Origin of the sequence: Bradyrhizobium nanningense, from assembly GCF_004114535.1 — a bacterium.
GTDB lineage: Bacteria > Pseudomonadota > Alphaproteobacteria > Rhizobiales > Xanthobacteraceae > Bradyrhizobium > Bradyrhizobium nanningense.
This window is the reverse complement of the sequence record NZ_LBJC01000023.1, coordinates 282,391-296,098: the sequence shown is the minus strand read 5'-3', so window position 1 is coordinate 296,098 and position 13,708 is coordinate 282,391. Positions and strand designations below refer to the sequence as shown.

Below are 13,708 nucleotides of genomic sequence, written 5' to 3'. Positions count from 1 at the left end.
TTCATCTGGTCTCTCCTTGGAACACTGAAGCTTCGCAACCTCAGCTTCCTCGGTTCAGACCAGATGGACAACCTCCTGACAGACCACACCTAAGGCGCGATGACGATTCATCCAGATCTCATCGCGCGTTAGTCCTTCCTAATCCCCGACAGCTCGACCACCTTGCGCCAGCGGTCGGTCTCGGCCGCAAGCATGCCGCCGAACTCGCTGGCGTTGCCGTGCAGCGGGACGGCGCCGAGCTCGGCGATGCGGGCCTTGATACCGGAATCGGACAAAGCGGCGTCGATCTCGCGATTGAGCAGTTCAACGATCTCGCCCGGCGTATCGCGCGGGGCGCCGACGCCATAGAACGAGCTCGTCTCATAACCGGGCAGCGTGTCGGCGATCGGTGGCACGTCGGGCAGGATCTCCGAGCGCTCACGCGTGGTGATGCCGAGCGCGCGCAGCTTGCCGGCGCGCACCAGCTCAAAGGACGAGGTGACGTTGTCGAACATGCCCTGGATCTGCCCGCTCATCACGTCGGTCAAGCCCGGCGCCGAGCCACGATAGGGAACGTGGGTGAACTGCACGCCGGCCATCGACTTGAACAATTCGCCCGAGAGATGCAGCGAGGTGCCGATGCCCGAGGAGGCGATCGACACTTTGCCGGGATTAGCCTTGGTGTAGGCGATAAAGTCGGCCACGGTCTTCACCGGCAGGTCGTTGTTGACGACCAGCACCAGCGGAATTCGTGCGACGCCGGCAACCGGTGCGATGCCCTTGGCGAAATCATACGGAAGCGCCGTGTCGAACGAGGCGTTGATCGCGTTCGCGGTCGAGGTCAGCAGCAGTGTGTAGCCATCGGGTGCCGAAGTGATGACCGCCTGTGTCCCGATATTGCTGCCGGCGCCGGGCTTGTTCTCGACCACGAAGGTCTGGCCGAGCCGGTCGGACAGTCGCTGACAGAGCAGCCGCGACAGCAGGTCGGTCGCGCCACCCGGCGCGTAAGGCACCACCCATTTCACGCTATGCGAGGGATAGGAGGGGTTACCGAGAGCAAAAGCGCGCGGCGCGGCGAGCGTAGCTGCAGCGCAGGCGGCAGCCTGGAGGAAATGTCGTCTGGTGATCATGGTCTGCATTCCCATTCTCACGTTGCTATCGCAAGAACTGTGCCCCGGCGCACGCCGATCCCGTCGGCTTGGTAAAGGATCACTAGAGTTAATCGTGCACTAATCGGCCTTTACCTTGTCTCTTAACACCTGGGCAGGACGCGCGAGCTAAGCTGCCGGGAAACAGCAGACACGCCCGAAAGAATGAACGGCATGACAACCGGTATCATCGAACGACCGAAAGCCGAGCGCGCGCCTTCGGCTTCAAAGATCTGGTTGAAGGCCATCGAGCTCACCGCGCGGATCGAAACTCTGCCGGGACGTCTGTTCGCCGATGTCGTCGATGATTGGGCGCAGCGCCAGCCCGACCGCGTCGCGCTGCTCGCGGATGACGCAAGTCTCGACTACGCGGGCCTGTCGAAGCGCATCAATCGCTACGCGCGCTGGGCGCGCTCGGTCGGCGTGGCCAAGGGTGATATCGTCGCGTTGATCGTGCCGAACGGTACCGACTACGTCGCGGCGTGGCTCGGGATCAGCCGGGTCGGCGGTGTGGTCGCGCTCCTCAACACCAAGCTGGTTGGGTCGTCGCTCGCGCATTGCATCGACGTCGCCAAGCCCTCGCACATCATCGTGGCGCATCAGCTGACGGAAATGTGGGAGAGCTCAACGCCGCACCTGAAAACCCAGGCCAAGGTCTGGACGCATGGCGATGCCCGCAGTGATCGCGCCATCGACGTCGCGCTTGCGGTGCTGGACGACGCTCCCCTCTCGCCGGAGGAGCACGGCGAGGTCACCATCGACGACCGTGCGTTGCTGATCTACACCTCCGGCACCACTGGCCTGCCGAAGGCCGCCAGCATCAGCCATCGCCGCATTCTCAACTGGGGCTTCTGGTTCGCCGGCCTCACCGGCGCGAGCCCGCAAGACCGGCTCTATGATTGCCTGCCGTTGTTCCACTCGGTGGGCGGCATCGTCGCGCCATGCAGCATGCTCGCTGCCGGCGGCTCGGTGCTGATCTCGGAGAAATTCTCGGCCTCGCATTTCTGGTCCGACATCGTCCGTCACGACTGCACGCTGTTTCAATATATCGGCGAGCTCTGTCGTTACCTGCTCAAGGCGCCGCCGTCGGAATACGAGAACCGCCACCGTCTCCGCCTCGTTTGCGGCAACGGCCTGCGCGGCGACATCTGGGAAGACTTTCAGGCGCGTTTCGCCATTCCCCGTATCCTCGAATTCTACGCGGCGACGGAAGGCAATTTTTCGTTGTTCAACGTCGAGGGACAGCCGGGCGCGATCGGCCGCATTCCGCCGCTGCTCGCGCATCGCTTCCCTGCCAATCTCGTCAAGCTCGATCCCGACAGTGGCGCGCCGCTGCGCAATGAAGAAGGATTTTGCCTCCCCTGCGCCCGCGGCGAGGCCGGCGAAGCCATCGGCCGCATCGGCACAGCCGATGAAGGCGGCGGCCGCTTCGAGGGCTATACCGACGCCGGCGAAACCGAGAAGAAGATTCTTCGCGATGTGTTTGCCAGGGGTGACGCCTGGTTTCGCACCGGCGATTTGATGCGGATCGACGACAAGGGGTTCTTCCATTTCGTCGATCGTATCGGCGATACGTTTCGCTGGAAGGGCGAAAACGTCGCGACCTCGGAGGTGAACGATGCGATGCGCGATTTCGCCGGCGTGGTCGACGCCACTACCTATGGCGTCAGCATCCCCGGCGCCGACGGCCGCGCCGGCATGAGCGCGATCGTCGTCAACGAGGGCTTTAACATCGATGCGCTGCCCGCACATCTGGCGCAGCGCCTGCCGGCCTATGCGCGCCCGGTCTTCATCCGCATTTCCCGCGAGCTCGATGCGACCGAGACCTTCAAGCAGAAGAAAGGCGATCTGTCGCGGGAAGGCTTCGATCCCGCCACGATTTCCGATCCGCTGCTCATGGTGGATTCGAGAACCGGGGCCTATGTCCTGCTGGACGCCGAGGCGTATGCACGAATCATAGGCGGCTCGATCAGGCTGTAGATCCCGCCAAAATCAGCAGATAGGTCCAATTTTACCTGAATTGTCCAAGAAGGCATTTACTTCTCCCGGGTAAACAAGCGGCCATGGGGAGGCGGCCAGCAAGAGCCGCCGCAACACCAACGATAACAAAGCGAGCCAGCCATGTCGGTAAGGTCTAAGGTCATCGAGGCGATCAGGCAGATCGCCAAGGAGCAGAACGTCACGCTTCCGGAGCTGTCGGACGATTTGTCGCTGCATGAGACGGGCTTCGACTCGCTCGCCTTTGCCATTCTGGTCGCGCGTCTCGAGGACGACACCGGCGTCGACCCCTTCACCATTTCCGAGGACGCAGCATTCCCCGCCACGGTGGGCGATTTCGTGCGGGCCTACGAAAATGTCCCCGCGTGAGATCTTTGCACTTCGCGACCATCTCGGCGCGGAGCTGAAAGTCCGCACGATCTCCGATGCGCAGCATGTCGTGTCGCTGACCGACATCCTGTCGCAGACGGTCCTCGGCGGCCGGTTGAGCGAACTGTCGGGCCGCTCCGTGCTGCTCAAATTGTCCGACCAGCTCCGGTCGGGACTTGCCATGATCGAGCTCGACGGCATCGCCCGCCGCATGCTGCTGTGCCCGCCCGATCTCAACCCGGCGCATCTCGACGCGCTGATCGCGGACGCCGGGATCGATGCCGTCGTCACCGACGAAGCCGGTCGCTGGGCCAATTCGGGCATATCGCTCGTCGTCACCGCACAATTGCCGCTCGAAGCCACCGCGCCGGCCAAGACCGAGCGCGCCACGGAATGGCTTATGCTCACCTCGGGCACCTCGGGCGTGCCGAAGATCGTCGGTCACACGCTGGAAGCGCTGACCGGCGCGATCGTCGCGGAAGGGCCCGCGCGCGGATCTGCGCCGGTGTGGGCGACGTTCTACGACATCCGCCGCTATGGCGGCCTGCAAATCTTCCTCCGCGCCATTCTCTCCGGCGGCTCGATGGTATTGTCGGATCCGCATGAGGCGCTCGGCGATCACGTCGCGCGGCTGAAGGCGCGTGGCGTCTCGCACATCTCCGGCACGCCGTCGCACTGGCGCAAGCTCCTGATGAGCGGCTCTGCCGCGCAATTCGCCCCGGCTTACGTCCGCCTCTCCGGTGAAATCGCCGACCAGGCGGTACTCGACGGGTTGAAGGCGGCATTCCCCAATTCCTCAGTCGGTCATGCCTATGCCTCGACCGAAGCCGGCGTCGGCTTCGCCGTGAATGACGGGCTGGAAGGCTTTCCGGCCGACTATCTCGGTAATCGCAACGGCGTCGAGATGAAAGTGATCGACGGTTCGCTGCGGATCCGCTCGACGCGCACCGCGCATGCCTATGTCGGCCGCAGCGCCGCAGCGCTCACCGATGACGACGGATTTGTCGACAGCGGCGACATCGTCGAGCTCCGCGGCGACCGCTATTATTTCGTCGGCCGCCGCGGCGGCATCATCAATATCGGCGGGTTGAAGGTCCACCCCGAGGAGATCGAGGCGGTGATCAACCGCCATCCGGACGTGCGGATGTCGCGGGCCAAGTCGCGCAAGAGTCCGATCACCGGCGGCATCGTGGTCGCCGACGTGATCCTGGCCGACGGCACCGACCAGGCGCGGGTCAAGGAAATTCGCGACCAGATCCTGGCTCAGTGTCGCGCGCAGCTCGCCTCGCACAAGGTGCCGGCGGTGATCCGCTTCGTCGAGGCGCTCGATGTCACCCCGGCCGGAAAACTGGCGCGCACCGATGCATCATAACGTTCTCGTCACCGGCGGCAGCCGCGGCATTGGCCTAGCGATCGGCAGACGCCTCGTCGGTGTCGGCTACAACGTGATCGCAGTGGCGCGGCGCGAGAGCGAGGAGCTCAAGGGCGCAATCGCCGAATCCGAGGGGCGCCTGCATTTCCGTCCCTGCGATCTCGCCGTGATCGACGCGATCCCGGCCTTCGCAAAGCTCGTGCGCGACGAGTTCGGCCCGGTCTACGGCCTCGTCAACAATGCCGGCCTCGGCACCGAAGGCCTGCTCGCCACCATGCATAATTCCGAGATCGAGGCGCTGGTGCAGCTCAACGTGCTGTCGCCGATCATCCTCACCAAATATGTGGCGCGGCAGATGATGGCGGACGGTGCTGGGCGTATCATCAACATCTCCTCGATCATTGCGACGACCGGCTATAACGGCCTGTCCGTCTATGGTGCGACCAAGGCGGCTGCCACCGGCTTCACCCGCTCGCTGGCGCGCGAGGTCGGCAAGGTCGGCATCACCGTGAATGCGATCGCGCCGGGCTTCATTGACACCGAGCTCACGCACAATCTTTCCGACGAGGGGCGCAAGCGCATCGCCGGCCGCAGCGCGCTGCGCCGCCTGCCGGAGACGGACGACGTCGCGCGCATGGTGGAATATCTGCTGGGAGAAGGCGGCCGCAACGTCACCGGGACCGTCTTCACCGTCGACGCAGGGAATACGGCCTAAGCGGAACTCCGCCGCCATAATTGCGTTGATCCGGCCCAATGACATTCAGCCGGATTTGGTCGTAAGATGGCCTGCAATCGATTGGGTTACGTCAATCGATCTGCCCTAATTGACAGGGAGCAGTCCATGGCCATGCCAATTACGACCGCTTCAAATCAGGGCCGGACGGAGCATTCCCGCGCCAAGCCGGATTTGGATGATGTCCACTGCCCGCCGATGACGCATCAGAATTCCGGCAGTCACGGCCATGAAATGTACCCGCAGCAATTCGTGCGGCTGATCGGCTGCCATGATGCGTCTCTCGAGAGCTTGCGCAAGCGTCAGGACGAGAAGCTGCACTAAAGCGCGGTGAGATTAGGAAAGTCATCATCGCGCTTTAGGATATTGTTTTGAGCATGATCGTTTCGGGAAACCGCTGCGCACTTTTCCGGATTATGCTTTTGCTGCTCACGTCCGGTGCTTCGGCGGGTCCTTCGGCAGGTCAACTCGTTCGTGGGAAAATTCCGGCGGCCCCTCGGTGAGGCGGCGGATGCGGCGCTCGCGTTCGTCCGCCGGCAATGCGGGATCGAGCAGCGTTTCGATCTCGTGGACTGCGATCTCCTCGATCCTGGTGGCCTCTGACGCGATCGGGTGCTCCGGGGAGAGCACCGGGGGCGCGATCTTCAGGGCCAGCTCGATCAGCTTGCAGATCGCCTCCGCGCGGGTCAGGCGATGGGCTTCAGCCCAGGCATCGACGGCCTCCGTCAGTCTTTCGGGCATTTTCACCGCGCTGATCGGATCGATGCCCGTGCGCCGACGGACCGGAGCGGTGGAGTCCTTGTTGCCGAAGTCCGACACCTCGATCATCCCATGCAATCCTTGGAGCTGAGCGACGATAGCCGCACTCCCCGGCGGGTCGTTTGATGCCGATCAATGCCCCGCTGCAGCAATGCAACGCGGCCGCATCTTGTTGCCGCCGCATCTTGTTGTCCTGGCCGGTTTCAGCCAATGATCGAAAGGGCCGCCGGCCGGCGAACCCGGATCGATCCTGCCACGTATTTGTAGCACGTTCCAACCATCCGGCATCCCCGATGACCTCAGGCGAATCCTTCTATGGCGGCATTCCCGTTTTCCGCGGCTTCACCAGCCTGATGGACCCTGCGCTCTATGCGCCGCTCCCGGACGATTGGAGCATCGGCGTTGCCGATATCGTCGATTCCACCAAGGCGATCGCGGCGCAGCGCTACAAGGCGGTCAACATGGCCGGTGCGGCCGTGATCGCGGCAGTGACGAACGCCTTGGAGGGGCGGGAATTCCCCTTCGTGTTCGGCGGGGACGGCGCAAGCTTTGCGGTCGGGCCCGGCGATCTCGATGCGGCGCGCGACGCACTCGCCGCGACCGCCACCTGGGTGCGGGAGGATCTCGACCTGAGGATGCGCGTCGCGCTGGTGCCGGTAAGCGCCATTCGCGCGCGCGGCCTCGACGTTCGGGTCGCGCGCTTCGGTCCGTCGGTGAACCTGTCCTATGCGATGTTCTCCGGCGGCGGGCTCGCCTTCGCCGACGCCGCGATGAAGCGCGGCGAGTTCGCGGTCGCAGAGGCGCCGGCGGGCGCGCAGCCTGACCTGTCCGGACTGTCCTGCCGCTTCGAGATGATGCCGGCCTCGCGCGGGCTGATCCTGTCGGTTCTGGTGATGCCGACGCGCGGCGCCGACCCGCATGCCTTCCGCAAGGTGATCGAGGACATTATCCATCTCGTCGAGCGCAGCCCGGACGGCGCCCGTCCGGTGCCGCCGCAGGGACCCCCGCTGAAATGGCCGCCGCAGGGGCTGGAATACGAAGCCCGCACCAGGCGCGGCGGCCCGTTGCTTGCGCGCCGAGCCCGGGTGCTGGCCACTACGCTGTTCGTCTATCTGATCATGCGCTTCGACCTCAAGGTCGGCGGTTTCGTGCCCGACCTCTACCGGCGCCAGGTCGTCGAGAACTCGGACTTCAGGAAGTATGACGACGGCCTGCGCATGATTCTCGACTGCACCCCGCAGCTCGAGCGCGCGTTGAGCGACCGTCTCGCGGCCGCCGCGCGCGACGGGATCGTGCGTTACGGCCTCCATCAGCAGGATGCCGCGATGATGACCTGCTTCACGCCGTCGGCGCTGCGCAGCGACCACGTGCATTTCATCGACGGGGCGCGGGGCGGCTACGCTTCGGCGGCGACGGCGCTGAAGGCGATGACGGCGTGAGAGGTTCTTGTGCCCCGGACGCAGCGCAGCATGAAATGATGCGCTGCTGAGCCGGGACCCACCTCTTCTTCTCGTACCATGCTGCTTTCTGGGTCGCGGCTCTGCGAAGCAGCGTTGCACGCTGCATCGCGTCCGGGACACGAAAGCGGGGTTACCGCCCCGCGCGCGTCCAGCTCTCGCCGCCGCAGAGCGCGCCGACGCAGCCTTCGACCCGCAGCGAATCGGCTCCCGTTACCGTGATGCTGCTGGCATAGGGGCTGCCGTCGTCGGCATTGTAGATCTGGCCCGACCATTTGCCCGGACCGGAGGGCTGCATGCCGCTGAACAACGGCAAACCGATCATCGGGCGCTTGGCGAGCGCGGGATTGGGATTCTTGCTGTCGGTGGCGGGCTGGCCGGTCGCGGTGTCCATGGGCTCGCGGAGCCAGACGATGTGGCCGCAGATGCCGCCGCCGCACTTGGTGATCTTGACGCGCGCATCACCCGCCTGGGTCAGCCATGTCCCGTCGGCGTTCTGCGCATGAGCGGCAGATGCGCCAACCAGCGCGGCAAGAAGGACGATGAGAGCAGCGAATCTGGAAGTCATGGAGAGGGCCCCGAAATTGGAGTGCCTCCATAGCAGCCCGGAGGGATAGTGCAACGCTGGCTGGAATCACATTCCTGCGTTTATTGGACTGCGCTCATTTGCCCCAGCGCGCGAAGGCGACCGAGGCCGCAGTCGACAGGCCGAACACGACCATGGCGCCGCCAACCAGCGCGAACAAGGTCCAGGCCGGCGCTTGCGCCGTGATGAGGCCGATGCCGCCGATCGCGACGATCAGAAGTCGCGCGGTGGAGGCCAGCACGGGACCACCGACGTGCGCCGCGCCTTGCGAGGAGAAATACAGCGACACGCCCATGCCGAAGAACACGAAGGCCGGGCCGGCCCAGTGGAAATAGCTGTGCGCCGCGGCGGTGACGCCAGGATCCCGCGTGAACAGCGCGACCCACAGCGCGGGATCGAGCGCGATGACGAGCCCGATCAGGCCGACCGTGAGTCCGGAGGCCGCAGCCGCGGTCCAGGCGACACGCCGCGCCCGCTTCAAATGTCCGGCGCCCATCGCCATGCCGACCATCGGCACCGAGGCGATTCCGAAGGCGAATGTGATCGGGATCAGCAGGAATTCCAGCCGCGAGCCGATGCCGTAACCAGCCAGCATCTCGGTGCCGAAGGTCGCCAGGATCTTCGTGAAGATCAGGATCGTGAGCACGGTCTGAAGCGGCGACAGGCAGGCCACCGCGCCGACTTTGAGAATGTCCAGGAACATCGCGCGCTCGAAATGGAAGGCGCGGAAGTCGAGCTGCAGCCGGCTGCGGCCGGACCATAGATACCAGAGGAAGAAGATCGCGGCGCAGCTGAACGCGATCAATTGGCCGCTCGCGACGCCAGGCATGCCGAATTGCTTCACGCCGAACAGGCCGAGACCCAGCGTGCCGCCGAGCACAACCTGGAGCAGGCTCGCCCCGATCAGCGTCATCGAGGGCAGGCGCATGTCGCCGGTGCCGCGGATCACCGAGGCCAGCGTGTTGACGACCCAGATCGCGACCGCGCCGGAGAACAGCACCTGCGAATAGCCGCTGGCTTCCTCCAGGACGCGGTCGCGGCCGCCGAGCAGAGTGAAGAAGGAGCGGCCGAAGACGAGCATCATCACCGTGAAGAACAGCCCGCCGCAGAGGCCGATGATGGCGGCATGCAGCGCCAGTGTCGCGGCGCGGTCACGATCGCCGGCGCCGAGCGCACGGCTGATCGCGGAGGACACCCCGCCGCCCATCGCCCCCGCACTCATCATCTGCGTCAGCATGGCGAACGGAAACACCAGCGCGATCGCGGCGAGCGGGATGGTGCCGAGCCGGCCGATATAGGAGGTCTCGGCGATCGCGACCAGCGTGCTGCCGACCATTGCGATCATGTTGGGGATTGCGAGCCGGAGCAGCGTCGGCAGGATCGGCGCCGTCACCAGGCTGGCCATGGGGGAGGCGGCCGGTGCACGCGGCGGGACGGCGTCTAGGGGAGCGTCGATCGTCATGTTCACCGGGCGGAATATTGAATGATGATCGACATATTATAGGACGTGCGGCCGCCGGCCAGCCCTCGCTCACGCAGGGCTCACCAGGGCAGGCCGCATAGGTCGATGATGCCCAGCGTCGGCGCGCGGACGATGTTGAAGACGTAGGGCGCCATGTGGGTGAAGCGGATGCGCCCCTCCGGCTGTTCGCAATAGACCTCGCCCTTGAAGGGCAGCCAGCTCCGGGTCTCGTAGAAGGAAAAATTGTGAGGTTCGCAGAACAGCAGCGCGAAGCGAACGGCCTCGTTGGCGCATGGTGTGGACCGCCGCGTCGATCGCCACGGTTGCATAGCCACGGCCGCGCTTGTCCTCCCGCGTGCAGACCCCGCCGATGCCGCCGATATGGACCTTCTGCCCGTTCCAGATGACGGTGCGGAAATAGATGCCGACATGGCAGACCAGGCCATCCTCGGGGGTCTCGATCAGCACGCGCAGATCGGCATTGGCCCATTTGACGTGGGCCCAGCGCTTATCCGCGATGAGGTCTGATCCCCAGACCGCCTGATGCAGCGGCTCTGCAATCGGCCACGAGGCGTCGCCGTTCAAAATGTCGATCTCGATGCTCATGGCTTGGTTCTTCGGAGCTCCGCTTCGTGGCGCATTCGTTCTGTCATAAGCGGTTCAAAGGCAATGATATTTTTCGTCGGCGCGTCTCGCCTGCGGCAGAACGTCTACGCTTGCGTCGATTTTGTGCAATCCGGCCAAGCTGTCGCATCACGCGTTTTCGCAAATTGGCGGTATTTAACGGCCGCGGAACCTTCTATAAGGGATGACCGTTAGAACTCGTTCTCCACCCAGTTGCGGACAAGAACCCATGACCTTTACGCTGCCCCCACTCCCTTACGCCTATGACGCCCTTGGCCAGTTCATGTCGAAGGAGACGCTGGAATTCCACCACGACAAGCATCATCAGGCCTACGTCACCAACGGCAACAACGCGCTCAAGGGGACCGAATGGGAAGGCAAGTCCCTTGAGGAGATCGTCAAGGGCTCGTTCGGCAAGAACCCCGCGGTGTTCAACAATGCCGGCCAGCACTACAACCACATTCACTTCTGGAGCTGGATGAAGCCCAATGGCGGCGGCACCAAGCTGCCCGGCAAGCTCGAGAAGAAGATCAACGAGGACCTCGGCGGCTTCGAGAAGTTCAAGACCGACTTCCAGGCGGCCGGCGTCGGCCAGTTCGGCTCCGGCTGGTGCTGGCTCCAGGTCAAGAACGGCAAGCTCGAGATCTCCAAGACCCCGAACGGCGAGAATCCGCTGGTGCACGGCGCAACCCCGATCCTCGGCTGCGACGTCTGGGAGCACTCCTACTACATCGACTACCGCAACCGCCGTCCCGACTATCTCAAGGCGTTCGTCGAGAACCTCGTGAACTGGGAATACGTCGAGTCCTTGTTCGACAAGGCCTGAGTGTCATTCCGGGGCGCGAAGCGCGAACCCCGGAATCCATTTATCCACTCAGGCTGACGCCTGGTGGATACCGGGTTCGGCGCTGACGCGCCGCCCCGGATGACGACAAGGCGGTCGCATACGCGGCCGCCTTTTTTGCTGTGCGGAATTGCCCTGCGCGGCACGCGCATGGGTCTGCCATCACACCGTTTGCATCGCTTCGGCGGCGCCCTTAATCAGGACGGGCATCTCCCTTGAGCCGCTCCCCCCAATTGTCAGAACCTTCCCCGAACACCCCGGCGCCAGCTGAGGACGCGGAGTCCGAGCCGCGGCCCGGGCGGGTCCGCAAGCCGATCGGCTGGTCGACCATCATCATCGCGGCGCTGGTCGCGGTGAGTGCGGCGCTGGTCTGGCGGCGTGACGGCACCGACGGCGTTCTCGACATCCTGACCCACGATCTCTCGCTGTTCTCAGGCATCCTGCCGCGCGTGCTCGCCGGCTGCCTGCTCGGGGCCTTCATCTCGGAAATCCTGCCGCACGAAAAAGTCTCGCGCTCGCTCGGGCCGAAATCCGGCTTGATGGGCCTTCTGATCGGCACCGCCTTCGGCGCGATTCTGCCCGGCGGGCCCTTCACCGCCTATCCCGTGGCGAGCGCACTGCTCGCGGTCGGCGCCGATTTCGGCGCCACCATCGCCATGGTCGTGAGCTGGACCCTGATCGGCTATGGCCGGGCGGTGGCCTGGGAAATTCCGATCATGGGCACCGATTTCACATTGTGGCGGATCCTGATCTCGCTGCCGTTGCCGGTGCTCGCCGGCGCGCTCGGGCGCTTCGTCTATGTTCGGCTCTATCCGAAGCGCGCCAGCGACGAGGACGCGGCATGAGCGCCGCGCTTCTGATCGACATCCTGCTGTGGGGCTCGGTGTTTGGCGTCGGGCTGATCGCCTTCCGCCGCGGCCCTCCGGTGTTCAAGGCCCCGTTGCGCGAAGGCTCGATGGACTTCATCAACATCGTGCCGCGGATTGCGCTCGGGGTGATCGGCTCCGGCTACATCGCTGCCATCATCCCGCAGCAGGTGATCACCGGCTGGCTCGGGCCGGACAGCGGCTGGCTCGGCGTTGCGACCGCCGTGGTCGCCGGCGCGGCGACGCCCGGCGGCCCCGTGATCGGCTTCTCCATCGGCACCGTGGCGCTGAAGTCGGGCGGCGGGGTGCCGCAGGTGGTGGCCTATGTCGTCGCCTGGGCCCTATTTGCCTTCCAGCGGGTGATCTTGTGGGAAATCCCGTTCATGCCAGCCCGTTTCGTCTGGTTCCGCTGTGCCGTGTCGGTGCCATTTCCCTTCGTGGCAGCCGCCATCGCGATGGTGATCGGCAAGCCGTGAGCCGGCGTGGACAGGCGTAATGTTATAATATAACGTCCCGGGTATGGTTCCCGCCGCGTCTCACGCCCATCATCACGACCATGCTCCCGGCCATTCCCATGCGCACGGGCATGGGCACGACCACAGTCACGCCCATGTCCACGATGCAGCCTCGCCGCATCCCGCCCAGGAGGCGCCGTGGTCGATCCTGCGCATGACCATGGCCGCGCGCCTCGCGGCCGCGCTCGCCGTCTGTGCCGTGCTCTGGGGCGTGGTCTTCCTGGCGATGAGGTGACGATGGCGGCGCTGCACTTTCACAACGTCACGCTCGGCTATGACCGGCATCCGGCCGTGCACCACCTCAACGGCGAGGTCGCGCGAGGTGCGCTGGTCGCCGTGATCGGCCCGAACGGCGCCGGCAAGTCGACCCTGCTGCGCGGCATCGTCGGCATCCTCAAGCCGCTCGACGGCAGCATCCATCTCGGCGGGCTCGACGCCAGGGACATCGCCTACCTGCCGCAGAGCGCGGAGATCGACCGCAGTTTCCCGATTTCGGTGTTCGATTTCGTCGGCACCGGGCTGTGGCGCGATGCCGGCTTGTTCGGCGGCATCGGCAGGGCCGCGCGGAAAAAGATTCTGCGCGCGATCGCGTCCGTTGGCCTCAATGGCTTCGAGAATCGCCCGATCGGCACGCTCTCCGGCGGCCAGATGCAGCGCGTGCTGTTCGCGCGCGTGTTGCTCCAGGACGCGAGCCTGATCGTGCTGGACGAGCCCTTCAACGCCATCGATGCCAAGACCACCGCCGACCTGCTCGCGCTGGTCAAGCAATGGCACGGCGAGGGCCGCACCGTGCTCGCGGCGCTGCACGACATGGAGATGGTGCGCAACCATTTCAGCGAGACGCTTGTGCTGGCGCGTGGCCCGGTCGCGTGGGGACCGACGGCGGACGTGCTGACGCCGGAAAACCTGCTGGTCGCGATGCGGATGTGCGAGGCCTTCGACGACAGCGCGGCGGCCTGCGCGGCTGACGATGCCCCTTCGCGGGCGGCCTGATAT

15 protein-coding genes and 1 pseudogene are annotated in these 13,708 nt (G+C 64.9%); 11 read left to right on the top strand and 5 right to left on the bottom strand.

The features are described from left to right. Positions 1 to 128 precede the first annotated feature (128 nt). Positions 129 to 1,109 carry a Bug family tripartite tricarboxylate transporter substrate binding protein gene (locus XH84_RS17575; RefSeq protein ID WP_128921726.1) on the bottom strand — a complete coding sequence of 327 codons (981 nt, stop codon included), beginning with the start codon at positions 1,107 to 1,109 and terminating at the stop codon, positions 129 to 131. 183 nt (positions 1,110 to 1,292) lie between these two features. Here XH84_RS17575 and XH84_RS17570 point away from each other — a divergent pair, with 183 nt between their 5' ends. The 5 genes from XH84_RS17570 (at position 1,293) to XH84_RS40825 (ending at position 5,923) form a co-directional block, all read left to right on the top strand. Then, positions 1,293 to 3,107 carry a long-chain-acyl-CoA synthetase gene (locus XH84_RS17570; RefSeq protein ID WP_128921725.1) on the top strand — a complete coding sequence of 605 codons (1,815 nt, stop codon included), beginning with the start codon at positions 1,293 to 1,295 and terminating at the stop codon, positions 3,105 to 3,107. Positions 3,108 to 3,248: 141 nt separating this feature from the next. Beyond that, positions 3,249 to 3,494 carry an acyl carrier protein gene (locus XH84_RS17565; RefSeq protein ID WP_028134192.1) on the top strand — a complete coding sequence of 82 codons (246 nt, stop codon included), beginning with the start codon at positions 3,249 to 3,251 and terminating at the stop codon, positions 3,492 to 3,494. Further along, positions 3,481 to 4,866, top strand: a complete 1,386-nt coding sequence (locus tag XH84_RS17560) for a class I adenylate-forming enzyme family protein (protein WP_164936539.1) — start codon at positions 3,481 to 3,483, stop codon at positions 4,864 to 4,866. The genes XH84_RS17565 and XH84_RS17560 overlap by 14 nt, the downstream gene beginning before the upstream one ends. Then, on the top strand, positions 4,856 to 5,581 hold the full coding sequence (locus XH84_RS17555) for an SDR family NAD(P)-dependent oxidoreductase (protein WP_128921724.1): 726 nt from the start codon (positions 4,856 to 4,858) through the stop codon (positions 5,579 to 5,581). The genes XH84_RS17560 and XH84_RS17555 overlap by 11 nt, the downstream gene beginning before the upstream one ends. 126 nt (positions 5,582 to 5,707) lie before the next feature. Continuing rightward, positions 5,708 to 5,923, top strand: coding sequence for a hypothetical protein (locus tag XH84_RS40825; RefSeq protein WP_128921723.1), 216 nt, complete (start codon positions 5,708 to 5,710; stop codon positions 5,921 to 5,923). Positions 5,924 to 6,028: 105 nt separating this feature from the next. On the opposite strand, the gene XH84_RS17545 is transcribed toward XH84_RS40825, so the two are convergent. Continuing rightward, positions 6,029 to 6,427: a hypothetical protein gene (locus XH84_RS17545; protein ID WP_128921722.1), complete on the bottom strand. Its 399-nt coding sequence runs from the start codon at positions 6,425 to 6,427 to the stop codon at positions 6,029 to 6,031. Between the two features lie 224 nt (positions 6,428 to 6,651). On the opposite strand from XH84_RS17545, the gene XH84_RS17535 reads away from it, so the two are divergent. Further along, on the top strand, positions 6,652 to 7,797 hold the full coding sequence (locus XH84_RS17535; RefSeq protein WP_128921721.1) for a DUF3095 domain-containing protein: 1,146 nt from the start codon (positions 6,652 to 6,654) through the stop codon (positions 7,795 to 7,797). A 151-nt stretch (positions 7,798 to 7,948) separates the two neighbouring features. Here the strand turns inward: XH84_RS17535 and XH84_RS17530 are convergent, their stop codons facing one another. The 3 genes and pseudogenes from XH84_RS17530 to XH84_RS17520 form a co-directional block, all read right to left on the bottom strand. Next, positions 7,949 to 8,383: a DUF2147 domain-containing protein gene (locus XH84_RS17530; RefSeq protein WP_128921720.1), complete on the bottom strand. Its 435-nt coding sequence runs from the start codon at positions 8,381 to 8,383 to the stop codon at positions 7,949 to 7,951. Between the two features lie 94 nt (positions 8,384 to 8,477). Then, positions 8,478 to 9,863 (bottom strand): MATE family efflux transporter, encoded by a 1,386-nt coding sequence (locus XH84_RS17525; RefSeq protein ID WP_164936538.1) that lies wholly within the window; start codon positions 9,861 to 9,863, stop codon positions 8,478 to 8,480. Between the two features lie 80 nt (positions 9,864 to 9,943). Next, positions 9,944 to 10,469 (bottom strand): annotated as a pseudogene (locus XH84_RS17520) (GNAT family N-acetyltransferase). 247 nt (positions 10,470 to 10,716) lie between these two features. On the opposite strand from XH84_RS17520, the gene XH84_RS17515 reads away from it, so the two are divergent. The 5 genes from XH84_RS17515 (at position 10,717) to XH84_RS17495 (ending at position 13,705) form a co-directional block, all read left to right on the top strand. After that, on the top strand, positions 10,717 to 11,313 hold the full coding sequence (locus tag XH84_RS17515; protein ID WP_014491764.1) for a superoxide dismutase: 597 nt from the start codon (positions 10,717 to 10,719) through the stop codon (positions 11,311 to 11,313). Between the two features lie 251 nt (positions 11,314 to 11,564). Beyond that, positions 11,565 to 12,176, top strand: coding sequence for a permease (locus XH84_RS17510; protein WP_128921718.1), 612 nt, complete (start codon positions 11,565 to 11,567; stop codon positions 12,174 to 12,176). Further along, positions 12,173 to 12,673, top strand: coding sequence for a hypothetical protein (locus XH84_RS17505; protein WP_128921717.1), 501 nt, complete (start codon positions 12,173 to 12,175; stop codon positions 12,671 to 12,673). Before XH84_RS17510 ends, XH84_RS17505 begins: the two co-directional genes overlap by 4 nt. Positions 12,674 to 12,716: 43 nt before the next feature. Continuing rightward, positions 12,717 to 12,947, top strand: coding sequence for a hypothetical protein (locus XH84_RS17500; RefSeq protein ID WP_128921716.1), 231 nt, complete (start codon positions 12,717 to 12,719; stop codon positions 12,945 to 12,947). Positions 12,948 to 12,949: 2 nt separating this feature from the next. Next, on the top strand, positions 12,950 to 13,705 hold the full coding sequence (locus XH84_RS17495) for a metal ABC transporter ATP-binding protein (protein WP_164936537.1): 756 nt from the start codon (positions 12,950 to 12,952) through the stop codon (positions 13,703 to 13,705). The last annotated feature ends 3 nt before the right edge of the window (positions 13,706 to 13,708 follow it).